Source organism: Gemella sp. GH3 (assembly GCF_013415425.1).
Classification (GTDB): domain Bacteria; phylum Bacillota; class Bacilli; order Staphylococcales; family Gemellaceae; genus Gemelliphila.
The window spans coordinates 1-26314 of sequence record NZ_JACBYC010000052.1; the positions used below are offsets into that span (position 1 = coordinate 1).

Annotated in this window: 23 protein-coding genes; 5 read left to right on the plus strand and 18 right to left on the minus strand. The window is 29.4% G+C overall.

The features are described from left to right. Window positions 1-917: 917 nt before the first annotated feature. Genes selA through selD form a run of 6 tightly spaced genes read right to left on the minus strand, consistent with a single transcriptional unit; the run spans window position 918 to window position 7484 of the window. Complete coding sequence (gene selA / locus HZY83_RS01375; RefSeq protein WP_218925296.1) at window positions 918-2306, minus strand: L-seryl-tRNA(Sec) selenium transferase; 1389 nt, start codon at window positions 2304-2306, stop codon at window positions 918-920. A gap of 21 nt (window positions 2307-2327) precedes the next feature. Then, window positions 2328-3482, minus strand: a complete 1155-nt coding sequence (locus tag HZY83_RS01380) for an aminotransferase class V-fold PLP-dependent enzyme (protein ID WP_179942306.1) — start codon at window positions 3480-3482, stop codon at window positions 2328-2330. 26 nt (window positions 3483-3508) lie between these two features. Further along, entirely contained in the window at window positions 3509-5386 is a 1878-nt protein-coding gene (selB, locus tag HZY83_RS01385; RefSeq protein ID WP_179942307.1) for a selenocysteine-specific translation elongation factor, read from the minus strand. Between the two features lie 14 nt (window positions 5387-5400). Next, complete coding sequence (locus tag HZY83_RS01390; RefSeq protein ID WP_179942308.1) at window positions 5401-5673, minus strand: putative Se/S carrier protein; 273 nt, start codon at window positions 5671-5673, stop codon at window positions 5401-5403. 8 nt (window positions 5674-5681) lie between these two features. Then, entirely contained in the window at window positions 5682-6485 is an 804-nt protein-coding gene (yedF, locus tag HZY83_RS01395) for a sulfurtransferase-like selenium metabolism protein YedF (protein WP_179942309.1), read from the minus strand. A 24-nt stretch (window positions 6486-6509) separates the two neighbouring features. Then, window positions 6510-7484: a selenide, water dikinase SelD gene (gene selD, locus HZY83_RS01400; protein ID WP_370520026.1), complete on the minus strand. Its 975-nt coding sequence runs from the start codon at window positions 7482-7484 to the stop codon at window positions 6510-6512. A 284-nt stretch (window positions 7485-7768) separates the two neighbouring features. Here selD and HZY83_RS01405 point away from each other — a divergent pair, with 284 nt between their 5' ends. After that, window positions 7769-8848 carry a M24 family metallopeptidase gene (locus tag HZY83_RS01405; RefSeq protein WP_179942311.1) on the plus strand — a complete coding sequence of 360 codons (1080 nt, stop codon included), beginning with the start codon at window positions 7769-7771 and terminating at the stop codon, window positions 8846-8848. A 145-nt stretch (window positions 8849-8993) separates the two neighbouring features. Here the strand turns inward: HZY83_RS01405 and HZY83_RS01410 are convergent, their stop codons facing one another. The 3 genes from HZY83_RS01410 to HZY83_RS01420 form a co-directional block, all read right to left on the minus strand. Continuing rightward, on the minus strand, window positions 8994-9932 hold the full coding sequence (locus tag HZY83_RS01410) for an alpha/beta hydrolase (RefSeq protein ID WP_179942312.1): 939 nt from the start codon (window positions 9930-9932) through the stop codon (window positions 8994-8996). A 128-nt stretch (window positions 9933-10060) separates the two neighbouring features. Further along, the gene (folP, locus tag HZY83_RS01415) at window positions 10061-10864 is read right to left on the minus strand and encodes a dihydropteroate synthase (protein ID WP_179942313.1); all 804 of its coding nucleotides are present in this window, start codon (window positions 10862-10864) and stop codon (window positions 10061-10063) included. Window positions 10865-10868: 4 nt separating this feature from the next. After that, the gene (locus tag HZY83_RS01420) at window positions 10869-12299 is read right to left on the minus strand and encodes a bifunctional folylpolyglutamate synthase/dihydrofolate synthase (RefSeq protein ID WP_179942314.1); all 1431 of its coding nucleotides are present in this window, start codon (window positions 12297-12299) and stop codon (window positions 10869-10871) included. 151 nt (window positions 12300-12450) lie between these two features. Here HZY83_RS01420 and HZY83_RS01425 point away from each other — a divergent pair, with 151 nt between their 5' ends. After that, a complete protein-coding gene (locus HZY83_RS01425; protein ID WP_179942315.1) occupies window positions 12451-12885 on the plus strand; it encodes a MarR family winged helix-turn-helix transcriptional regulator in 435 nt (144 codons plus the stop codon). 18 nt (window positions 12886-12903) lie between these two features. After that, window positions 12904-13467, plus strand: coding sequence for an NADPH-dependent FMN reductase (locus tag HZY83_RS01430; protein WP_179942316.1), 564 nt, complete (start codon window positions 12904-12906; stop codon window positions 13465-13467). Between the two features lie 66 nt (window positions 13468-13533). On the opposite strand, the gene HZY83_RS01435 is transcribed toward HZY83_RS01430, so the two are convergent. The 5 genes from HZY83_RS01435 to HZY83_RS01455 form a co-directional block, all read right to left on the minus strand. Further along, complete coding sequence (locus HZY83_RS01435; RefSeq protein ID WP_179942317.1) at window positions 13534-14718, minus strand: dicarboxylate/amino acid:cation symporter; 1185 nt, start codon at window positions 14716-14718, stop codon at window positions 13534-13536. A 146-nt stretch (window positions 14719-14864) separates the two neighbouring features. Next, entirely contained in the window at window positions 14865-15443 is a 579-nt protein-coding gene (locus HZY83_RS01440) for a TetR/AcrR family transcriptional regulator C-terminal domain-containing protein (protein WP_179942318.1), read from the minus strand. 37 nt (window positions 15444-15480) lie between these two features. Further along, window positions 15481-16644: an AI-2E family transporter gene (locus tag HZY83_RS01445; RefSeq protein WP_179942319.1), complete on the minus strand. Its 1164-nt coding sequence runs from the start codon at window positions 16642-16644 to the stop codon at window positions 15481-15483. After that, window positions 16644-17900, minus strand: coding sequence for a DUF308 domain-containing protein (locus HZY83_RS01450; protein ID WP_179942320.1), 1257 nt, complete (start codon window positions 17898-17900; stop codon window positions 16644-16646). The genes HZY83_RS01445 and HZY83_RS01450 overlap by 1 nt, the downstream gene beginning before the upstream one ends. A 192-nt stretch (window positions 17901-18092) precedes the next feature. Continuing rightward, window positions 18093-20624: a YhgE/Pip domain-containing protein gene (locus HZY83_RS01455; protein WP_179942321.1), complete on the minus strand. Its 2532-nt coding sequence runs from the start codon at window positions 20622-20624 to the stop codon at window positions 18093-18095. A gap of 198 nt (window positions 20625-20822) precedes the next feature. On the opposite strand from HZY83_RS01455, the gene HZY83_RS01460 reads away from it, so the two are divergent. After that, entirely contained in the window at window positions 20823-21257 is a 435-nt protein-coding gene (locus tag HZY83_RS01460; RefSeq protein ID WP_179942322.1) for a LytTR family DNA-binding domain-containing protein, read from the plus strand. An 11-nt stretch (window positions 21258-21268) separates the two neighbouring features. Further along, window positions 21269-21718, plus strand: coding sequence for a DUF3021 domain-containing protein (locus tag HZY83_RS01465; RefSeq protein WP_179942323.1), 450 nt, complete (start codon window positions 21269-21271; stop codon window positions 21716-21718). A 55-nt stretch (window positions 21719-21773) separates the two neighbouring features. On the opposite strand, the gene HZY83_RS01470 is transcribed toward HZY83_RS01465, so the two are convergent. From HZY83_RS01470 to HZY83_RS01485, 4 genes are all read right to left on the minus strand, one after another. Continuing rightward, window positions 21774-24080: a MucBP domain-containing protein gene (locus HZY83_RS01470; RefSeq protein WP_179942324.1), complete on the minus strand. Its 2307-nt coding sequence runs from the start codon at window positions 24078-24080 to the stop codon at window positions 21774-21776. A 177-nt stretch (window positions 24081-24257) separates the two neighbouring features. After that, on the minus strand, window positions 24258-25004 hold the full coding sequence (locus HZY83_RS01475) for a DeoR/GlpR family DNA-binding transcription regulator (RefSeq protein ID WP_179942325.1): 747 nt from the start codon (window positions 25002-25004) through the stop codon (window positions 24258-24260). Between the two features lie 11 nt (window positions 25005-25015). Continuing rightward, window positions 25016-25561: an RDD family protein gene (locus tag HZY83_RS01480; RefSeq protein WP_179942326.1), complete on the minus strand. Its 546-nt coding sequence runs from the start codon at window positions 25559-25561 to the stop codon at window positions 25016-25018. A 6-nt stretch (window positions 25562-25567) separates the two neighbouring features. Then, window positions 25568-26287, minus strand: coding sequence for a YebC/PmpR family DNA-binding transcriptional regulator (locus tag HZY83_RS01485; protein WP_179942327.1), 720 nt, complete (start codon window positions 26285-26287; stop codon window positions 25568-25570). Window positions 26288-26314 lie beyond the last annotated feature (27 nt).

Here is a 26314-nt window from a genome sequence, read left to right on the forward strand (position 1 = left end):
CTCCTAAGTGATGGTATGCTTATAAAACGTCCACTAGCTTTTAATTTTGACAAAAATATTTTGTTAGTAGGATTTAAAACAAATGTTTGGGAAGAAAAACTTATATAACAAAAAAGAGCTTTTAATAATTTAAAAGCTCTTTTTTATGAATATTTGCCAACAGATGTAGAATAATTTTTTAAAAAAATTTTTTATGATATAATGAAAGTGTAAACAATATATTAAAATAACTACTCTTATAATTAAAACCAATAGTATAAAATAATTATAAATCTCTCTCAAGGAGGTACATATATGGATAAAAAATTAAATATATATTTTAAAATAGCTATTATTAATATCTCTAGTTTGGTATTTGAACTATAAAAACTTTGCTATTTTTTGGTCCATGGTCCCTACTATAGTATCTTTTCTTACCCCACAAAAAAAGAAAGTTTTAGAAGATAACTACACATATATTCTAGATACAAAGCGATTAAAGTTTTACTTCTTACTGGCAACTATACTTTCAATAATGGCTATATGCATACTAACCGAGTACTATATCTTCACTTATAAAATAGCCTTTATATTATTTTTACTATGCACTACTCTCCCTATATTATTATCAATTAAACCTAGAAAATAAAAACTCTAACCCTATTATCAAATATTATATACATTAAATCTAAACCTATTACTTAATTAACCTATGTACAAAGTGATAATAATTTGTGTTTCACGTGTAAACTGTTATTTATATTTGTAGTAGTCTAATAAAATAAATTCATTAATAACATAAAACAAAATATTTTAACTAATCAACACCATATTATTCAATTAAAATATACATAACGAAAATAAAGACAAGACAATATAGTCCTGTCTTTATTTTTCTTTTGAAATATTAGCCATTAAAGTACCCTACACCCGTTAATTTATTTTACAGACAAAGCTATCTTTAAATTATTAATTACTGTATCAAACTCACTAGTTCTTAATGTTCTCATATCTAAAATTATGCTATTGTCTTTAATTCTAGTAATAACTGGTACATCTACGTCAAGCAACAGACTTTTTTCCAGTTCTGTAGCCAATTTATTATCGTGTGTTAATTTTACAGCAACACTATCTAAATAACTAGCTGGATAACTTCCTCCGCCTACTTCTGCTTTATCTTCTATAATATCTACATCAAAGTTTAAAGTAGATACTTTTTCTGAAAATATTTTTGCTTTTGCTTCTAATCTAGCTTTTGAAATAGAAATCATATGAAGCGTAGGTATTTCTTCTAATGCTCTTTCTTCGTCTAAATATATATTCAATGTTGCTTCTAAGGCTGCTATCGTCATTTTATCAACACGTAATGCTCTTGTTAGCTGATTTTTTTTCATTTCATCTATATATTTCTTCTTACCTACAATTATTCCCGCTTGTGGACCTCCTAATAGTTTGTCACCACTAAAAGTAACAACATCTATTCCACTATCTAAAACTTCTTTTACTGTAGGTTCATAAGGAAGACCATACTTTCTAAAGTCAACTAATTGTCCGCTTCCTAAGTCATTAATAGAAATTAAATTATTTTCTTTTGCTAAATTTGCAATTTCTTCATTTCCAACTTCTTTTGTAAAACCTAAAATCTTATAATTGCTAGTATGAACTTTCAGTAAAGCTGCTGTATTTTCATTAATTTCTTTTTTGTAATCAGCTAAATGTGTCTTATTAGTAGTTCCTACCTCTTTAGGTATTCCTCCGCTAAGTTTAATAATTTCTGGTATTCTAAAAGCTCCACCTATTTCGACTAATTCGCCTCTCGATACAATTATTTCTTTTTCGTTAGCTAAAGTATTTAAAGTTAGCATAACTGCTGCTGCATTATTATTTACTACTAATACCGCTTCTGCCCCTGTCAATTGCTTTATTATTTTTGTCAAATGATCATATCTACTTCCACGTGATTTCTTATCTATATTAAATTCTAGATTAGAATAGTTAAATGCTACATCTAATAAATTTTCTTTAACACTATTACTTAGCAAACTTCTTCCTAAATTAGTATGGAGTATAGTACCTGTCGCATTTATTACTCTTCTCAAAGAGTGTTTACTCTCTTTTTCTAAATTATCTAATAAATTATTTATAAGTAAATCTATACTTGGTACCTCTAGTACATATCCTTTCAAAATATTAAATCGTAACAAATCAATTTCTTTTTTTATAATATCTTTAACAAATATTTCTGGATATTTTTCCAAAGCTGATTTTATTTTATCATTTAATAATATCTTATTAATTGACGGAACTTGTGATAATAATCTTTTCATTATCTTCTCCTTTTATATAAATTAATTCAATTCACTAGCTATTTTCTTTATGGATTCTATTGCATAATCCACTTCTTCTTCTGTAGTCATACTAGAAAATGAGAACCTAACTATCCCTTGCTCTACAGTACCAAAATGCTTATGCATAAGTGGCGCACAATGAGCACCTGCTCTTATAGCTATATTATATTTTTCAAATAACTCTTCTGCTGCATCACTAGATAAGACACCTTTAAAATTAAGAGCTACTGTCGCAGTCTTTGGCTCATTAAAGTTACCATAAAATTCAATAATAGATACATCCTTCAAACTATTATAAAATTTATTGGCAAAAGATAATTGTTTATTATAAAGATTATCAATACCTTTGTCTAAAATATACTTTATTCCTTCTGCAAGACCAGCTATACTAGGAGTATTATGCGTCCCCGCTTCTAACATTTCTGGATAAATTTGCGGTTGATTCTTCTCGAAAGTTTTTATGCCACTTCCTCCTACATTGTAAGACTTCACAATCAAATTAGGATTTCCGATACATAGCCCACCTACTCCCTGAGGAGCAAATAAGCTTTTATGCCCTGTAAAGCAGTACAAATCTATACCTAATTTTTCTACTTTAGTATCAATAACTCCAGCAGCCTGAGAACCATCTACTAGTAATAATATGTTATTCTTTTGGCAAATAGTAGCTATTTTTTTCAAATCTACTATATTTCCTGTCAAATTAGAAGCTTGTGTTATAGCTAGTAATTTTGTATTACTTTTTATGTGCTTTTCAATATCATCATAAAGAACAACGCCATATTTATCACTATCCACAATAGAAAATTCAATATTTTCTTTTTCTGCTAGTTGATAAATGGGTCTCAAGACTGAATTATGCTCCATTTTCGTTGTTATTATGTGATCTCCTTGTTCAATAACACCTTTTATTGCTATATTCAAAGCTTCGGTAGCATTATTTGTAAATATTACTCTTTTTTCATCACTTATTCCAAAGAAATCAGCTACTAATTTTCTCGTTTTATAAATTTCTATAAAAGCATTGTTAGCTTCTTTATAACTACCTCTAGATGGATTAGCATATTCTCCAGAAGATAATATTTCATAAACTTTTTTAGCAACAGCTTCTGGCTTTTTTAGAGATGTTGCTCCATAATCAAAATAATAAGTCATAATTTCATCTCTTTTCTTAATATATATTATTTATTTAATACACGATAATTTTCTACTCTTCTAGTTATCCCTTGTTTATCCATATATTCCAAAATAGCCATTGAATATCTACGACTAGATCCTGTCATATCTCTAAATTCAGCCAATGTCATCTGTTCTTCTTTTTCAAAATGATTTGTTACTTTTGTTACAGCGTCGTTATAAATATCCATATGTAATACCAAATCTTCATCTAACTTAACTATACTATTTCCTATAAGAGAATCCAACACTTCATTTATAGCACGTACCCCTTTAGTTAAATCTTTTATACTTGGTGGTGTGAATTTGGCAGAAAGTAGTTGTTTTTCTATCCTATTCTTTTCCATAAGTTGCTTACTATCGTATTTAACTTCAAAATTCCACAAAGAAACAAAATTATTGGTAATCTTTAATTCTTTATTAATTATTAATAACTCTATTAGTAAAGCTATATCTTTTGAATTAATTTTGAATTTAGATAGTAATTCTACTTTAGGTATACCTATCTTCAACTTAAATTTTTTATGATAATCTTCAACTACATTTAACATTTTTTCTTTTATATCATCATATTTTTTACTATGTATATATTGATTATCTATTTTATAAACTGAACCTGCAGATAATAAATTACTTAATTCTTTAGCAACTGCTTCTTCTGACTGTTCTAGATTTTTACTTATATCTTCCATATCTGCTAAGTAACTATGACTACTTAATAGGTAGTTAGCTATTAAATCTTGAATATTTCCTTCTGATTGAATTTTTAATTTAGATAAAACTTCTTCATTGAAACGACTATGTTTATTCGGATTAACATCTAATATTACTCCTCCTCCAATAGTTATCATTGGCGAATAAGTTCTAATAATAAACTTGTCATAGTTTTTTACAGCAATTTCTTCTTCAAGTCTTAGTTGAACGAAACCTTTGTCTCCTGCTTCTAGTGTGTCTATACCTAGTGGCACTACTCTTGCCATTACTTCAGTAGTACCTATATAAACACGTACTCTATCCCAAAGTTCTAAGTTATATTCAGAATTATTTATAATAGAAATTTCAGTATCTACCATATAAGTTTTTGTAAGTGTGTCAGGTGTTGCTAAGGTATATCCTCTACGTGTATCTTCAAACTTTATATTGCTTAGATTGATTGCTGTTCTTTGTCCTGCAAACGCCGTTTGAACATCTTCTGAATGCACTTGAATACTTCTAACTTTCGTTCTTTTATTATGAGGATAGATTGCAAGTTCATCACCTACTGATATAGTTCCTTCTAATAAAGTACCTGTAACTACTGTCCCAAATCCTCTAACTTGAAAAGATCTATCTATATTTAGACGCGCATTTTTTGATTCTTTTATTTTCGCTATATCTTCTGTTTTTGTATCTATAGTCTCTAACAATTTAGGTATTCCCTTTTTACTAATAGAATCTACCTCAATAATAGGACTATTCTCTAAACTCGTTCCTTTTATAAACTCTTTAATATCTTCTACTACTAATTCTCTATATTCATCATCAACTAAATCTATTTTAGTAACTACTACTATATAATTTTCTATTCCTAATAATGATAATATATCGATATGCTCTCTAGTTTGTGGCATAATTCCTTCTCTAACATCTACTAGCAATAGCACTAGATTTATACCACTAACCCCTGCCAACATATTTTTAATAAATTTTTCGTGACCAGGAACGTCAACTACTCCACATCTCTTCCCACTAGGAAGATCAAAATATGCAAATCCTAAATTAATTGACATACCTCTTTCTTTTTCTTCCAAAGTTGTATCAGTCTCTATTCCACTCAATGCTTTTATAAGAGTTGTTTTCCCGTGATCAATATGTCCTGCAGTTCCAATTATTACATTATTCATAATACACTCCTTTCTTAATTTTTGTTTTCATACAATAAGGCAGTTTCTCTTTTAATACCTATCTTCTTAGAATAATACAGAGCTTTATAAGCAATTTTTTCCGCTTCTAAGAACTTAACGAAATCTGCAAACTTATTCCATTCTATTTTCATCATAAAACCACATCCCAAAGATATACCCGGATGAGTAGGTATTAAACTCGCATCAATACCTTTTTCTAAACATAAATTATCTACTTTTATAGCATCATGTGTACTATTAAATACTATTAAGCCTTCCTCTATCATAAAATCTCCTACGGTCTAATTATTCTATTAGCTTTACGCATATCCTCTACTATGAAATACATATTAGTAGGATTACCTACTGCAAGTTCTATATTGTGATAATCTACACACGCACCACAACATACTATTTCTACACCTTGATTTTCTAATTCAACTAGCTCTGCAAGTACATGACTTCTATTTTTATCTACCAAAATAGATCCATCATTATAGAATATTATTTTTTTAGGCAAAACTTCTTGTTCAGTAAGAGCATATAAATATGCTTTTATAAGTCTACTTCCTAATTCTTCACTACCGTGACCCATAATCTTCTTATTGATTACCACTATATAACTATCATCTTCTATGTTAAAAGATTTTTTTTCATTGTCGTTAGAATTTATCTCTTTTCTTTCCAACGTAACTACATAATGCGTATCATTTTGCTTAATATCTATATTATGATTATTTTTTGTTGCAAAATTTTCTAAATTTTTTACATTATTTTCATCTTTCACAAGAACTTCAACAGTATTTTCAGTCTCCAAAACTCTTCTAGCTTGTGTAACAGGTACTACACAACTATCAGACAATGTATCTATTACAACGTTATTTTCTTTTTCTTTAGCAATTATAACAACATACTCTTCATCAGAATTTTTATTTACATTTATATAATAACCTAGCTGTTTTGCCAACTTTTCTAAATTTTGCGTTGCTACAAAATTATCAACGATAGTTTCTACTTTGTCATATTCAGCCAAAAGTTTCTTAGTTTTTACTACTGGAAGCGGACAAGCCAATCCTCTAGCATCTAATTTTGTTTCCATAGTTCATTAACTCCTTAATTTTAATTAATTTACTACTACGTCTTTTTCTTGACGGTTTACTACTTTACCTACTATAGAACTTTTTATTTCTAACTTGTTTAATTTATCTAGCATTTCTAATCCATACTTTTCTGGAATACTTATTAATAAACCTCCTGAAGTTTGGGGATCAAACAATATTTCCTCGAGAGCAAAATCATTTACTTGAAAATCTATTTTATCTTGTAAATAATTTCTATTCAATTGCCCACCAGCTGTTATTATAAAGTTATTAGCACATTTATATGCTTCTGGCAACATAGGTATATCTTTAGAATAAATTTCTGCCGAATACTTTCCATCTAACATTTCTACTAAATGTCCTAAAAATCCAAATCCTGTTATATCTGTACAGCTACTTACAGGGTATTCTCTCATTACATCTGCTGCATATTTATTAAGAGTAGTCATCTGTCTTACACACTTCTCAAAAGTTTCTTCACTACATTCTTTTAGCATATGTGCAGAATTAATAATACTAACTCCTAAAGGTTTCGTCACTATAAGTATATCTCCTAATTGACAATTATTATTCATAAGTATTTTTTCAGGATGTATAATTCCCGTTACTGACAATCCATATTTAGGTGTTTCATCGTGTATAGAATGTCCACCAGCAAGCACTCCACCAGCTTCGTGAACTTTCTCTGATCCACCTTTTAAAATTTGATGTAAAATTTCCATATTCATTTTCTCTGGAAAAGCTACTATATTTAATGCAGAAATGACTTCTCCTCCCATAGCATAAACATCACTTAAAGCATTAGTTGCAGCAATTTGTCCGAAAAGATATGGATCATTAATCATTGTCGTAAAAAAATCCAAAGTTTGAATTATTGCTTTGTCTTCTGAAATTTTGTACACTGCTGCATCGTCAGAAGATTCATAACCTACTATTAAATTTTCATCTTCTTTTTTTGGTAAATCACTTAACAAGTCAGAAAGAGCTCCCGGCCCTATCTTAGAGTTTCAACCTCCACAAACTATCATACTTAAACTCTTGTTTTCCATACAGCTCTCTCCTTTCTCACTTTCTTATAAATATTATACTATGTATTTCCAATTTTAGAAAGTTCTTTCAAATATTTATTAATTTGCAAAAAATAATCACTTATAAATATACAATATTAGGGAGAAATACAACAATTTAAAATAATAAAGCATTTTCAATGATTAAATTGTAAAATTAAATAAGTTAGTGCTATAATAAATATAACAATATAAAAAATTTAAAGGAGTTTACTATGAAAAAAGAAAGAGTAAATAAAATTTTAACAAAAATGACTGAAGAAAATATTTCCCAAGCTATAATTAGTGATCCTACATCTATTTTCTATCTAAGTGGATTAATGCTTCATCCAGGAGAAAGATTATTCTGTTTACTTTTAGATAGTACCGGCGAGCACAAGCTATTCGTTAACGCCCTATTCCCTATAGAACAAGATTTAGGAATAGAAAAAATTATTTTTACAGATACAGACGATTCTGTAGAAGTTTTGGCTAATCATCTAAAAAATAAAGCTACAATAGGGATAGACAAAGTATTCCCTGCAAGATTTTTACTACCTTTAATAAATAATCTACAAGAAAATAAATTCACAGATATCTCTATCATAGTGGATAAAATACGTATGATTAAAGATAAGGACGAAATAGAAGCTATGCGTACAGCTTCAAGATTAAATGATAAAGCGTGTCAATTAGTAATTAATAGTATTTCAAAAGAAAAATCAGAGTTAGACGTTGTAAAATATTTACTAGCAATTCATGAAAGTTTAGGCGTTGACGGAGTATCTTTTGATCCTATTATCGGATACGGAGCAAATGGTGCAAATCCTCACGGTGAACCGGGAGAAAGATATTTAAAAGATGGAGATGCCATAATTATAGATATGGGTGGGGTTAAAAATAACTACTGTTCTGATATGACACGTACAGTATTTTGGAAAACTCCTAGCGAAAAAGCAAAAGAAGTATTTAATATCGTATTAGAAGCACAAAAGCGTGCTGTATCTATAGTTAAACCTGGCGTTAGATTCTGCGATATTGATGCAGCTTGTCGTGACTACATAACAGAAAAAGGTTACGGAGAATTCTTTACTCACCGTACAGGTCATCATATAGGTTTAGAATGCCACGAATACGGAGATATATCTTCTATTAATGAAACTAAGTGTGAGCCTGGAATGATATTCTCCATAGAACCTGGAATTTACTTACCAGGAGAGTTTGGTGTTAGAATAGAGGATTTAGTTTTAGTAACTGAAGATGGTTACGAAAATCTAAATAGTCTAAACAAAGAATTAGTAATAATTGGTGAGTAAGGTAAAATTTTGAAAATTTCCTAATTAATATAAAAATAACTATCCTTTTTATAAATTTGTTATTTCTATAAAGTAAATTTAATTATCTACCTAAAAGAAAAACAAATTAAGGATAGTTATTTTATTATTAAACTATAAACTAAGTTTAGTTAAAAACTTTTTTCAAGAAATTATCTACATAAGACCAGTACTCTTCATTATATTTTCTCTCTGCTTGACAATGCTTTGCTTCCTTAAAGATATGAATTTCTTTATCAGAAGTTAACAGATTGTATGCTTCCTTACTATTGTCTACAGGTACAAAGCCATCTGCATCTCCATGTAATATTAAAACTGGTAATTTAGTAGTTGATAAAGCTTCTGTCGCATCTACATCACCAAAGTTATAACCCGCTCTCACTTTAGTAACTAAATTTGACAACGGAATAACCGGGAATGAAGGTAACCCAAAAAGTTTGTCCAACTGATAAGTAAATTCCTCTTTTAATCTTATATAACCACTATCTTCTATAAATCCTACTACATTAGATGGTAATCCTTTGTTTAGAGAATTTATTGTTGTAGCTGCTCCCATACTTATACCAAAGAGAACTATAGGCGGATTATTATATTCACTAGATATTTTCTTTACCCAGTTAACTAAATCGCTAGAATCATAACCTCCCATAGCATAGGCTTTTCCTTCACTGTTCCCATGCGCTATTAAATCCGGAGCAAAAACATTATATCCTCTATCATAAAAAGATTTAATATAATTTGACATATATCTTGCATCAGTAGTAAAACCGTGCGTAACGATAACCCATTTGTTATTTTTTGAAGTATCATTTTGAACAAAGCTATATCCTACAATTTTATCCCCTGTTACAGATGTACTAACATACTCCCTTTTATTGTTATCAAACCACTTTTGATTATCTGCTAGCCTAGTATCTACCTCACCATCACTATCTTGTGAAGCCACAGCAGATTTATCTACAGTTGGATTTAAAGCAAAATTATAAAAGTAATTCCCTGTAAATAAGCTACCAAATAATAAAATAGCTAATAGAGAAGCTACGATTATTTTGTAATATTTTTTCATATATTATTACCCTTTCAAATAAGTAAACTTATAAATTTACTAATAAATTTATAATACTTAGTATATACCTTCTAAAACAAAAAGTAAACTATAAAATTAACTAATTAATAAATAATCGTTTTAAATATTTATTTATTAATTGTTTTATAGGTAGCTAACATCTCGTACATTATTTTTACATTATGCATTCTTACGATGCTAGCCCCTTTTCTTATTGCTTCCAAAGATAAAGCCGCGCTCACTACATCACGATCTTTGGGTAAACTACTTCCTCCCAGAATATAATCCACTGTTCTTTTTCTACTAGCAGCATATAGGATAGTAAATCCTAACTGAGCTAAATCTTCTAGATTTTTTGTTATGGCTATATTGTTATCTACATTTTTATTAAACCCTATTCCCGGATCTATTATAATATTTTCTCTAGGTACACCTTTTTCCAAACAAATGTCTATGCTCTCTTTAAGACTAGATATTACGTCATTTATCTCTCTACCTTCACTTACAGATTCATTATGCATTATAATAATAGGCGCATTGTATTTAACTGCTATTTCCGCCATATCATTGTTCTTTGCACCATAAACATCATTTATAATATCTACTCCATTTTGCAACGCAAAATCAGCAACTTTTTTTTTATAAGTATCTATACTTAGTAAAACGTTAGGAAATGTACGTCTTACCTCAGGCAAAATACGTCCAAGCCTTGATATTTCTTCTTCTACAGTAATTTTGGTAGCTCCCGGTCTAGTAGATTCACAACCTATATCAATAATATTAGCTCCGTCTTTTATCATACTCTCTATTTGTAAAATTGCTGTTTCTACATTATAGAAATCTCCACCATCAGAAAAAGAATCTGGTGTAAAGTTTAAAATTCCCATTATTAAATATTTTTTATTTTCTAACTGTTGCTGCAACTTATTCATTAATTTACCTCTTATCTAATAATTTTTTTCTAACTGCTGATATTAAATATAAAGATCCACTTACTACCAGAGTTTCATCTTTCTTCAAATTACTTATAACATCACTTAATCCTTGTTCATAATTATCGAATACTTTTACATTAGCTGTAAAAGCAGAAGATAACTCCTTAACGTTGCTACGTTTTATATCTATAGGAACAGGTACTATAGATATATCCTGACTAACGCTCTCAAATATCTTCGCCATTTGCTTGTATTCTTTATCAGCGAGTATTCCTAACAATAACTTCACATTTTTTAAACCACTATTTTTAATATAATTAATCAGACTATTTACACCGTCTATATTGTGAGCTCCATCTAATAAAATATTTTCTCCTAGCCATTCTAATCGTCCTGCCCAGATAGTTTGTTCAATACCTAATCTTATTTCTTCGTTAGATAACTCTACTCTCTCTCTTGATCGTAAATCTTCCAAAGCTAAGATAGCTAGACTAGCATTATATACTTGATGTTCTCCTAACATCTTAATTTTAATATCTTTATAATTAGTAAAGTCAAAAATACTATATTTTGTATTAATCTCTTTAATTACAATATTTTTATTATTTAGTATAGATACATTAGCATTATTGATATGTGCAACTTCTTCTATTACTGAATTAATTTCATATGAATTAGGATAAAGTACCACATTATCACTTTTTTGTATAATTCCTGCTTTTTCGTAAGCTATTTTTTCTACACTATCCCCTAGCATATCAGTATGATCTAGTCCTATTTTGGTAATTATAGATAACTCTTTGTTAGAAAAAACATTAGTACCATCAAAACGACCACCAAGCCCTACTTCCATAACTACAAAATCAACATTATTTCTAGCAAAATAATTAATTGCAACCACTGTTAATATTTCAAAAAAAGATAAATTATTAGAAGAATTTGGGTAGTTTTGTTGCCATAAATTTTCGACTTCTTTGTACAAATTATACATATCATAGTAGCTAATATATTGATTACCTATTCTTATTCTATCATTAAAACTTACCATTCCGGGACTAGAATATAGCCCTACTCTATATTTTTTACTAAGGGTGGTAGTAATATAAGAACTCACTGATCCTTTTCCATTAGTACCTGCTATATGAATAACATTTAAACTATTTTGAGGATTATCAAAAAGCTCCAAAATTGCTTCCATTCTATGTAATCCTAACTTCATACTACTACGTTCTATTTTAGAAATAGAATTTATTATTAAATCCTCACACACCTCCTCTAAAATATCCTTAATAGCCTCTGTCATAGGTAATTTTATTAAATTATTATAAAGACTTTCTAAATTACCACAATTAAAAGTTTCTAAAATAATATTTTTCTCATATTCATTGTTACAATGGGCAAATTTTTCTTTATAAATTTCTACTTTATTCATCTTGTGAACTCCTTAAGATAATAGCTTAATTTTACTATGAACTAATTTTCTATGCAAGAAGATGTATTTTAAAAATTTATTGTTGACATCTGTACTAATTAGTGATAAAATTCAAATATAACTAATTAGTAATATTTTAAGGAGCGTTTATATGGATATTTCTTGGGAACAAAATTCATCAATACACACACAAATAGTATTTAAAAAAGTAGAAAGAACCATCAATAGTAAAATAGGTAAAAGTATAAGAGAAGCTGGCTTAACTACCCCGCAATTTTCGGTACTAGATGTTCTATACACAAAAGGTGAAATGAGAGTTTGCGATTTAATAACGAAAATTCTAGCTACTTCCGGTAATATGACCGTAATCTTAAAAAATATGGAACGTGACGGTTTAATTTATCGACACAAAGATTCAAAAGATAAACGTGCTTTTGTTCTAGGACTCACAGAAGATGGTAAAAAACTTTTTGAACAAATATTACCTAAACATCGTCAAGAGATAGAGAATGTATATGGCATTCTTTCTAAAGAAGAAAGACAAACACTAATTAGTATTCTAAAAAAATTCAAAAACTTAGATTAATATCGGAGGAATAATATAATGACTAATAAAAAAATAGGAATAGTAGTGGGATCTTTTAGAAAAGGATCTTTTAATAAAACTTTGGCAGACTATATATTTGAAACACTAGAAAACAAAGGAATAGAAGCTGAATTTGTTGAATATCGTAACGTCCCTATTTTAGAACAAGACACTGAATATCCAACACCTAAGGAAATGTCAGATATTAGAAATCAAGTATCTAAATTAGATGGTCTGTGGATAGTTTCACCAGAATATAATGGTTCTTATCCGGCACTACTAAAAAATCTATTAGATTGGCTATCAAGACCTGCAAAACAATTCGATTTTGAAACACCTACTGTAATAAATTCTCTACCTACAACGGTATCTGGAGCGGCTGGTTCTACTAAGGCAAAATTCGTAAGAGCTCAAATACTAGGACTTCTAGCATACATTCGTACTAATGTTATGCCTGGAGACGGAGTAGGTCTACAAATACCACAAGAAGCGTGGCAAACTGGAGAATTTATTTTATCTGATGAACAAAAAGAAGAAATAAACAACCAAGTAAATGAGTTTATCAATTTTATAAATAAATAATTATCAAATTTTCTTTTTCATAATACAAAGTATAAAGGCAACTGAACTAATCAGTTGCCTTTTATTCTATGCTTTTTTGAAAAATTTTTGATTAATTTTATCTACTATTGAAGACAATGCTGCATCTCCCGTAATATTACAAGCAGTTCCAAAACTATCTTGAGCAATATATAAAGCTATCATTAATGAAATCATAATTTCATTGAATCCTAGAACTGATTGTAACAATCCTAATGCTGCCATTACAGCACCACCAGGAACTCCAGGAGCAGCTACCATTGTAACTCCTAGCATAATTATAAATTGAATCATAAGTGCCAGAGATGGAAATTCTCCACCATGTTGTAACCAATAAACTGCAGTTGCACAAGTTGTAAGAGTAATTGTACTTCCTGACAAGTGAATTGTAGCAAAAAGTGGGACTGTGAAATTAGCCACCGATGGATTTACCCCCATCTTTTTAGTACAATCCATAGTTACTGGTATTGTCGCTGCTGATGATTGTGTTCCTATTGCAGTGAAATAAGCTGGTAATATTTGAGCCATCATCTTAAATGGATTTCTACCATTTAACGATCCACCAACTAAATACTGAATAACAATAATTACAAAATGTAAAACTAAAATAAGAACAAATACTAATAAGAATATTTTCAAAATCTTGAATACTTCTCCGGATACAGTTATATTAGAAAATACTCCTAAAATATAAAACGGTAATAATGGTATAATTACTTTATTTAATAAAAGCTCTACTATCTTTCCAAATTCATCAAATGCTTTTTTCATAGAATTTAATTGTAGCGATGAAATACCAATACCTACAACAAAAGACAAGATTAGTGCAGTCGTTACACTAAATACTGGTGCCATCTCTATATTAATATATCCTGAAAGTAATAAGTCTTCTGGATTTTCTAAACTTTGTAATGATGAACCTTTCAAAACATTAGGAAGAACTCTTTCTGCTACAAAATATGCTAATCCCCCTGCAATTAATGTCGATACATAAGCTAATAAAGTAGACATTCCTAACAACTTCCCAGCATTTTTAGAAATTTGACTAATTCCAGGTACTATAAAGCCAATAATTATTAAAGGTATTGCAAATCCTAAAAATGAGCTGAATATACTAGAAAATGTTACTAATATTTTTATAATAGACACTGGTAAAACTTTACCCAATAAAACCCCTAAAACTAGAGCTATAACTAATTTTACTAATAATGGTAACTTTTTGTAAAAACTCATATTTTAAATTTCCTTTCTTTATGATTGTATTTTTTAAAAAAACATATGTACATTATACACGAAACGTTTTTGTTTGTAAATAGTCTAAGAAAAATTTAGTACGAATTTTCAAAATAGTTTTCATTATATATTTAAACTACAAATTTTTATATATTATTTTTGTTAATCATACGCATTCTATACAAAGCGTTCTTTATATTACCCTCTATAGTTATAATAATTAGCTTACCTAATTCTTCTGGAGTAGTACGCATTCCTCCTAACGACCAACGCTCTAAAGTATTAATAATAGCACCTACATAAAAATCAATAATAAAATCTAGAGTATCATCTTCTTCATATATCATATTATTATAAGACAAAATAAAATTCACTACTATAAGTCTAACTTCAGAAAATAAAAACTTTTTCACTTGCGCTCTATCAGATATATTATAGAAGCAACTACAAATTTCCTTATTATTGTATAAATAGTTAATTAATTCTAATAAACTACCCTCCCAATCTTCATTATTTAACCCTACTTTTAAGACATTAACTATATCTGTTTCAACTACCCATTTTAATACATCATAAATATCTTCAAAATGATAATAAAATGTAGGACGAGTGATATTACAATCTTTTATTAAATCACTAACTCTTATCTTCTCAAAAGGTGTAGTTAGCATTTTATTTTTCAAAGCTTCTGCTATCTTTTCTTTAGTTGATGATGTGTTTTTCATTTTTTCTCCTTGTAAAATGTATTATAAAAAGGAGAAATTATTCTCCTTTATAAATTCTATTATATCTATTTTTTATTAGTAATAATATTTTTTTTAACAATATTTTCAAAATGGCATAAACAGGTATACCTATTATAGCTCCAACAATTCCCATCATATTGGCAGATATAATAATTACAAAAATTACAGTTAGAGGATGTTGCTTCATAGTTCTACCCATTATATTTGGCGATATAAAATTCCCCTCCAAAAATTGTACAACAAACCATACTATTAACATTTTTACAACCATTACCCAATCTGATGCAAAAGCTACTAACATAGCAGGTGTTATAGCAAGTATAGGCCCTAAATAAGGTACTATACTTAAAATAGCTGCTAAAGTAGCTAAAGATACTGCATAAGGTAATCCTATAATTGTATAGCCTATAAATAGTAATATACCTATACACAATGATACTAACATTTGACCTGAAATATATGAGCCTACTTTGTTATCAATCTCTTCTAACGTTTCTTCTACATGACTTTGTATTTTATCAGGTAGTTTACTAATAATAAAATTTTGAAACTTTGTAGAATCTTTCAACAAATAGAACAAAACAAACGGAGCAGTCATAAGAACTGTAGCTGTTGAAGAAAATGCAGAAGCTACTCCAGATACAGAACTCCCAAAAATATCAAATGCTTTTGCACTTAATTGTGTAGTGTTAAGATTGTTATTAATATAATCTGTTATACTCTTAACTATAGCATTATCTGCATTAGACTCCAAATAACCTTTTATTGTATTAACATAACTAGGTATTGCCCCTATAAGATGTTGAGTTTGTTCAACTATTACAGGTATTGCTCCTACAAAAATAGCTATTATAACAACAATACCAAATACCATAGATAAAATAGCTGCTAGCGAACGATTTATAGAAAATCTCTTAACTAACAAGTTATTAATAGGACGCAAAATATAAAAGAATATGTACGCTACTAATACAGGTGTTACCATACTATCAATAATAATATCAATAGGCTCTAATACTCCGTAAATTTGTCTATAAAGCCAAATAGCTATAAATACTAAAATTACCATTGTAAGAATGTAGGCACTTAATTTCCCACCTAAAAATTGAATAATTTTTTGCTCTTTGGTACTTTCTGCTTCTATTCCTAATTTATCTTTAATTAGTTTTTCTTGATTCATTAATTCTCTCCTTTACATTTATTACTATACAATTTTTTTGTTATAACATTAGAATATAGTTTCGCATATTCTTTGTCTAAATATAATTTATAAGATCCTGGCGAAGATATACCAGATACACTTACTATGTCAAAACCTGTCTTACCTACTATTGTATCCGCGAGTAGAACACAATTAGTAGTTAGTACAAAATAAGTTTTAAATCTTGAACGGTTAAATTTATAAATTCTCGTTGGAATTTTTTGTGATAAATCTCCCAAATAACTCTCTAATTGAGCCTTAGATGTTAATTCATAACGATAAACATTACTCATAAGTTCAGAAATTTGATACTCTACAATCAATCTTTGTTCATTAGTTAAATGGAGTCCATATCGATAAACTCCTTTATAACTATGATAATCACTAAGCCAATTTCCGTAGTCCTCACTTTTAACGATATATAATACACCGTCCCCTTTACTGCCAAAAAGTTTGTGAGAATCTACATCATAATGCCCATAAGAATATGTATATCCCTTATAAGAAATATCTACATGACCTGCTATTGATGCACCTTTTTCTGCTGTATGAACCCAGACTTCCAAATCAACGGTTTTATTTCTAGATGCTAACTTTTTCTTATTCAAAAAATCAGCGTTATATGTATCATCCTGTGAATTATCTTTACGCAAAGAATACATAGGAAACAATGCAGAGAATATTACGGGTAATCTAACTCTGAATTTACGCTTAGTAGTAATTTTATATTTTTTTGATATGCTCAATGCATCAAAAATATACATAATTCCTAATAATACCAAGTATAAACCTAATTTATAATATGTATTACTCTCAAAATAATACCTAAAATTAATAAACAATGACAATCCTACTATTAAATGAAAAATACCTCTAAATAAAATATAAATAATACCTTTGGCTTTATCCATATATTGTAGAATAAAATTATAAATACATACTATCCCTAAAAATAATTGATAAATTCCTATAAACACTACCGTCAATAATGCTGCAAATCCGTAATTATATAACCAAAAAATACCTATTAACAAATATATTACGGAATAAAAGATATTTTTTCCTGTTCTATCTATTAATGATTTTATTAGAAATTTTAACGATAAAAATACAAATATTAATGCAGAAAAATAATAAAAACTTTTAGCAGCCTCTAAACCTATTATCCAAAGTATTAAACCTATTAATAAAATAAATATACCTTGCCTTAATTGTTTAAAATTTATTACACTCAACCATAAACACTCCTAAAAACATTGTATGTCAACTATTTTATCATAAATGAAATAAAATAAAAAGTAAACTAAGATATTAAGACCCTATAAAATATAGAAAATTAAAAAATATATTAGTTATATTAAAAGAAAAACCAGAGATGATATATCTCTGGTCGTAAATTTAATTTTTAATTTCCCATTGTCCTTTTACTATGTATTTAAAAGTTTTTTATACTTCTCTCTATTTGTTTCATTATATAAGTAATATAATCTAATAAGTATTAACATTATTACAAACATAATAGTTAAGTAGACTAATGCAGAACGATAATTTCCATTTAGTCCTCCTGCTATCGCGTGTTGTAATCCTTGCAACGCTTTTGTCATAGGTAATATATCGTGCAGTTTCATAAAGAATGAATTTGATGTTTCTATAGGGAATGTTCCCCCTGCACTTGCTAATTGTAGCACTAACAATATGATAGAAACAAATCTTCCTATATTACCCATTGTAATAGTAAGCAATGTAATAAATGCCATATAAGCTAACGATATAATCACTAATATTATATAATAATGCATTTTATTTTCTACTGATAATCCTACTAGTGATTGCATTAAAAATCCTGTAATAATAGCTTGAGCAATAGCTTGAATAAGCATCATACCTATCTTACCTCTATGCCATTTACGTTTTCTATTTAAGCTATAATCGGACGAAGATGTCATAGAATATATTGTATTAAAGGCAATAGCAGCTATATAAAATCCTAATGGTATTAAATAAGCTGCAAACATCATTCCATAATTTGAAACATCATTAATTGCTGTTTTTTCTGTGCTTGTTGGTGTTGTTATAAATTGTACTTTTTCTGCAAGATTATTTTCTTCCAAAGCAGAAACGCCATTAGCAAGACCTTCATTTAATATATTTAAACTATCTGTAATTTTGTGATTTCCGCTAGATAATTCTTCAGAGCCAGAAACTAACTTATTAGTTCCCGTTATAAGACTATACAACCCGTTATTTACTTGTGGGAAGAATTGATTATTAAACATATCACTTCCAGAAGCTAATTCATTTACTCCTGACTCTAGAGTATTTACCCCATTAACTAATTGTTCACTTCCATTAAGCGCAGACTGCAAACCTGTATTTAGTTTAGATACTCCTGCATTATATTCCGTATATTTATCACTTAATTGCAAACTACCATCTTTTAGCTTAGTAACACCCTCTGCCATAGTCATTATAGATTTTTGATTACTTTGAGTAGCTGTTATTAATTGATTAGTACCTAAATTCACTTGCCCATATCCATTGTTTAGATTGCTTAATCCAGTATCTAAACTCATCATTCCAGAAACTAACCCGTTATCCAAACCATTTCTAATATTTTCTAATCCTGTTACTAATTTAAGAATATCTGTCTTTTGCTGTTCTGTTCTAATTTTAACATCAGCTAAAGCTTGATCAATGTCAACTTTCAAATTTTGTAACACTGTAGTCATTACTTGCGCATTAGTAGCATTTACTGTAGCCAATATAGAATCTTGCTCCGATTGAGATAAACTAGAAAAGGCTGGGTTATTTCCTAGAGCCAAAGCATAAGTATTATTAATATTAGTCATTTGCTCACTTGTTATAGCTAATTTTGATAAATCTACTTGCGTGTTTACGCCTGCATTTTGTATAGAATTTTTTATTGCCAGAAGTTGTTCAGAAGAAGGAACACTATTATCCATAGTTTGAATACCATTATTTAATCTACTAGCACCCTCACTCAACTTAGCTAAAGCATCTTGTACAGAAGAACTACCCGCCTGCAACTGCAACAATTTGTTTTGATTTTCTTGTAAACTCGCTTTATCTAAACTAGCTTGCAGACTATTATCAAGTGTAACTATACCCTTACTCAAATCATTTATACCATTTTGGAACAAAGAACCATTCTCTACCAACTTAGTACCACCAGCAGATAATGTTCCCAAACCTTCTGCTAAAGTAAGTTGCCCAGAAGATAACTCTGGAAGCTTATTAGAAACACTAGATAAGCCATTATTTATTTTTGCATATTGACCCGAAGCCTCATCAATTTTAGTCATCATAGTAGTTTGGCCATTATTTAATGTAATAAGTCCATTCCCTAAAGAAGATAATCCATCTCCTAGTTTATTACTGCCATCAATTATTTGTTCAGTACCAGACGAAGCATCCCCTAACTTATTTTTCAAAGTATTCAAATTCTCAGAAATTGCTGTAACATATTTTTCAGTAATTTGCTTATTTAAATTTGAACTTATCGCATTTGCACCACTTTTCGTCATCATATATCCAGCATAATTTTTGGCAGGATTAACTTTGTACTCCAAAGGTATTGTTTCTGTTCCTTTATTTAGTGCTTTTTCTGTAAAATCTTTATTTATATATAAAGCCATATAGTAGCCATTTCCTTCAACACCTTTGTCAGCATCTTCTCTGCTAACAAAATGCCAATTAAAATCGTTACTATCTTTTAGCTTATCAACCAAAGTATTTCCAATATTAATACTTTCACCACCGCTTGTTGCACCTAAGTCTTCGTTAACTACTGCAACAGGAACTTTATCAGTTCTTCCGTAAGGATCCCACATTGATTTAGCGAATATACCTGCATATATCAATGGTAAAAACAATATAGCTATTAATGAAATAACTAACTTTTTATTTCTAAAAACGGCTTTTACTTCTTTTTTTATCATTACTAACTTCTCCTTTCAAAATATTTGATACATTGATATATTCTAACGCTAATAAAAAACAAATACAACATACAAATTTAAAAAAATGTAAAAAAATAGCAATTATTTACCGAATAAATAAAAAATTTTACCTTATACGGACAAGTTATAGAGTAATGAATAAAATTTTTATATAATATAGTAAAAGGAGGCTGAGTAATGAAAATAGAAATAATTACTGATACAAATGAAGAAGATTTATTAATAAAAATATTTACAAAGAATATAGATAACGAAGTTCAAAAAGTAATATCACTATTAAATAAATACCAATCTTCTATTATAGGTCTAAAAGATAACCAAGCATTTATTCTCGAAGAAGAAAATATAATTAGAGTATATATAGAAAACAAAAAAGTATTTATAAAAACAACAGAAGATATTTATACAAGTAAAAAAAGATTATATGAAATAGAAAATTCCCTAGGAAATAATTTTATAAAAATTTCGCAAAGTGAAATAGCTAATATAAAATATATAAAAAAATTAGATTTCAGTTACACAGGAACGATAATGTTAATATTTAAGAATAATGACAAATCATTTGTATCAAGACGTGCTTTAAAAAATTTTAAGGATAAATTAGGAATATAGGAGGAAACAAAATGAAAATAATAAATCAAATATTTACAATTATAAAATTTGCATTTATAGGGGTAGGATGGGGATCTATAATTCATTATATAACTAACGTATCAATACATAATGAATTTTCTCCCACTGTTCCTAGCTTTGCCACTAAGTTCGATAATCTTTCAAAAGCAGTAGGAGTACAGTTACTACTTTTTGCTTTGTTAGGTATACTTCAGGGATACTCGGGATATATTTTTGAAAAAGAAAATATTAGTCTTTTGACTAGAGCTATTATCCATTATTTATTTATATTAGTACCCTTATTTATTGTAGGTAATATCTTACATTGGTTTCATTTCACACAAAAATCACTTATAAGTTTCTTTATAATATCTACTGGTATATACTTCATAATTTTTACTATATTATATTTTGTAGAAAGAAGAAAAATAATTACAATAAATCAAAAATTAAATAATTAATATATAAAAAGAGAGACAATAATATATTGCCTCTCTCTTTTTTATTTTATATTTTTTATTTTATTATTTTTTTGCGAACTAATAACGTTAGCGCTAATAATCCTATACCTGCTAATGTTGTAGTAGTTGTTGCTACTCCAGTATTAGATAACTTTTTATTATTTTTTTGTTTGTCATCAGTACCTTTTGTTTCTGAATTATCTCCTCCTGAGTTACCTGGTGTTTGTCCTCCTGGATTTCTTGGGTTATTTTCACCTGGGTTACCCGGTGTTTGTCCTCCTGGATTTCTTGGGTTGTTTTCACCTGGGTTACCTGGTGTTTGTCCTCCTGGGTTGCTTGGATCTTCTCCACCTGGATTATTTGGATTTGTTCCTGGATTGCTTGGATTTTCTCCGCCTGGGTTACTTGGGTTTGTTCCTGGGTTGCTTGGATCTTCTCCACCTGGATTATTTGGATTTGTTCCTGGATTGCTTGGATTTTCTCCGCCTGGGTTATTTGGGTTTGTTCCTGGATTGCTTGGATTACATCCACATTCCCCGTCTTTTCCATCTTTTCCGTCACGAACAAATACACGAGTTTCTTCTCCATCACCATTTACAATTATAAACCACGTTCCACTATTTCCATTCTCGTCTGTTCCTGGTTCTGTTTTTATAGTCGCTGATTTCCCATCGGCTCCATCTTTTCCGTTAACTCCGTCTTTTCCGTCACGAACAAACACACGAGTTTCTTCTCCATCACCATTTACAATTATAATCCATGATCCTGTATTTCCATTCTCGTCTGTTCCTGGCTCTGTTTTTATAGTTGCTGATTTCCCGTCTTTTCCATCTTTTCCGTTGGCTCCGTCTTTACCTGGATCTCCCTTGTCTCCTTTGTCACCTTTTTCTCCTTGGGCTCCAGTTTCTCCTTTGTCACCTTTTTCTCCTTGAGCTCCGGTTTCTCCTTTGTCACCTTTTTCTCCTTGAGCTCCGGTTTCTCCTTTGTCACCCTTATCTCCTTGAGCTCCAGTTTCTCCTTTTTCACCTTTTTCTCCTTGAGCTCCGGTTTCTCCTTTGTCACCTTTTTCTCCTTGAGCTCCGGTTTCTCCTTTGTCACCCTTATCTCCTTTGGCTCCATCAGGAATAAAGTGTTCTGTAACTTTTCCGTCTGGTGTAGTAATAGTAACTATAGTTCCTTTTACTTCTTTTCCATCTATCACTTTTGTTCCTGGCTCTGCAGTTATAGTCGGTGAAGTTAATTTTTCTCTATATACATATGTTACAGTTACATCGTCTTTGTATGTTCCTGCCATAGGTCCATTTACATACTCAATCTCATAATTATCAAAAGATTTGAATTCTGTGCTATATTCATCTCCCATAGCACCTGTTGTAACTACATTATCTGCTAATGGTGTTCCATCAGTCTTTAGGTAACGTGCAGTTACATTAACATTTTTTGCATAGTAGTAAGTTACTTCTATATTTGGTTTTGTAGTATCTGTTACAGTACCTGCCGTCTCACCGTCAACTTTTTTGAAGGTATAATTGGCTATATCTTTTTGTGTAGTATTATAACTTTCTCCATAGTTAAGAGCTGTTCCAGATCTTTCATCCAATCTTTCTTCTGGAGCTATAACTTCTTTCGTATTAATATCAATATATTTTGTTACAACTTCTACTGGTTCTACAACTGCAAAAGATTGATTACTTAAATATCCACTAGCATTATTAGTTTCAACAAGTGTAATTAATTCTCCAGCTTTTAATGATCTATTTAAAATTATAGACATACGTCCACTTCCATTACCTACAGAAGAACCTGTTGTATCAGAAGTTCCTAACGTATTACCATCTTTATCTTTTATCTCCACTTTACTACCAGATGCTGCAGTTAAAGTAATAAGTTTATCACCATTTTTCATAGTATCATAGTGAATATATCCATTTTGATTATTAGTACTAGAATCAGATCCTGCACCAGAACCTCCAGTGTTAGTATTATTATCTGGTTGATCTCCTACCGGAATATATCCTCTAGTATACTCACTTCCATCAGAACTCATAGCTTCATAATAGTACGTATCACCGTTTTGTGCACTAGTAGGTAAACTAATTGTAAATGTCCCGTCCGCTCCTGAAGTTGCAGTTCCATACTCTAAATCAGCACTATCATCTCTATAGATAGTAACATTAACTCCTGGTACACTTGATGTACCACTTACAGATGTATCTCCTGCACTAACTTCATTAATTTCAACTGTTAACCCTTCCGCATAAGCTAAATATCCATTATTACTGTCCACATAACTTTGAACACTTCCTAATGTAACAACACCCATAACTACAGCAGATAAAATTTTTTTATTTTTCTTCGCCATAAATACCTCCGCATAAAATATTAATATCTTCCTATTTTTTTGTATAAAATAACTTGAAATATACTAATACTATTATATCCGTACAAATATACGCTTGTCAACAAAAGTTTTTCGACAAAAATAAAAAACATACAAAAAAATATCTTATAAAATATATTTATAAGATATTTCAATAAACTATATTATTTCAACTATTTTTTTATACTGTTCTTTTATAGCATCATCTAATTTACAATCTGTTATTATACCCGTTATATTATAAAGTTTATAAAACGAATAAAAAGCATGTGTGAAAAATTTGGTATTATCAGCTAATACATACTTTTCTGTAGCATTGTTCAAAATAATATCATTACACTTTCCTTCTTCTTCGTCAGAAATAGTAACATTATCTATATCAATACCATTAACTCCAATAAATGCCTTATTAACACTTATCTTACTAAGAGTTTCTTGCGTAAAATATCCTACAAACCCCTTAGTTTTAGAACGATAACGTCCTCCTACAAAAATAAGATCAATAGTATCTGATTCTTTGAATTGTTCAAATATAGTTATCGAGTTAGTAACTATATTTATATGTTTATTTTTTATATACTCGTGTAAATAACTAGTTGTACTTCCTGGACCTATAAAGATAGTTTCATTCTCTTTAATGATATTAGCTACTTTCTGGGCTATTTCTCTCTTCTCATCAACATTAATAGATATTTTCTTGTTATAATTATCTTCTTGAAAGAAATTTTTCGGATTAGATTTAGCACCACCGTGTATTCTAGTAAGATGACCGTATTCCTCTAATTCTTGTAAATCACGACGAATAGTCATCTCTGTCACATTAAGTTCATTAGCTAAATTATGCACCTTAACCAAATGTCTTTTGCTAAGCTCATTTAGAATATACATATGTCTATCTACTTTCATATACAGACCCCCTATTTTTCAACTACCCTAGTTTTTAATGTTTTATCGTAAATACAACTCATAACTAGCTTACTTTCTCTTCTACTAGCAACTATAGAAATTATTATGCTTAGCGGTAGGGTTACCATAGCAAACAAAAATTTAAAAACAAAATCTCTTAGAAAACTTTTCAAAATTCCAGGATTACTTCCGTTTTTATCAACAACTTGAATTTTAAAAATTTTCTTCCCTATAGTTTGACCTCCAAATTTATCTGGTAAAAATCCAAAAAGTACAAGTGCCAAACAAACAACCGATCCCATTAAATAATTAGCATTTCTTAACAACTCTACATTACCCTCAGCAATACCTTTTGTTCTAAAAATATTAATAGCTAATATCATAACATAAGCAAAAGGATAGAAAGTTATAGCATCTATTACAGTTGCCCATACTCTTTTAGATATTTTTGCCTCGACAAAAATTTTCTCTTTTTCTATACTTTTATTAATAATATCTTTTTTTATAACATTATTTCCATAAGAGTACGAATTACTTTTCTTTAGTTTTTTTGTCATATTTTATTAAGCCTCTAAATCAACGTTATGATAAACTTGTTGTACATCTTCGCAATCATCAAGCATCTCTAACATTCTTTCAAACTTAGCTTTATCTTCTTCATTAAGTGTAACTTCATTTTGTGGTATCATTGATATTTCTGCAACTTCAAATTCTTCAATACCTGACGCCTTTAATGCTTCTTGAATATCGTGGAAATTCTCTGGCTCTCCGTATATTATAGTCATATCATCTTCTACCAAAATATCTCTAGCATCTACATCTGCTTCCATAAGTATTTCTAACAATTCGTCTTCACTTTTATTCAAAACACCTATTACTGCAGTATTATCAAACATATAATTAACAGACCCCGTTACACCTAGATTACCACCATTTTTACCTAAAGCAGTTCTTACTTCTGCTGCAGTACGATTAACATTATTTGTCAACGTATCTATTATGACCATCGTCCCGTTAACTCCAAACCCTTCATAACGTAATTCGTCATAATTTTCTTCTGCTCCGCCTTTAGCTTTTTCAATAGCTCTATCAACTATATTCTTAGGTACACGATATGTTTTTGCTCTCTCCAAAACTACTTTCAAATTTCTATTACTTTCTGGATCTGGTTCTCCACTTTTGGCTGCTTGATAAATTTCTCTACCAAATTTCGCATATATCTTACTTGTATTAGCATCTTTTGCTGCTTTTTTTTCTTTAATATTATTCCACTTACGTCCCATTATATATCTCTCTTTCTTTATAATACT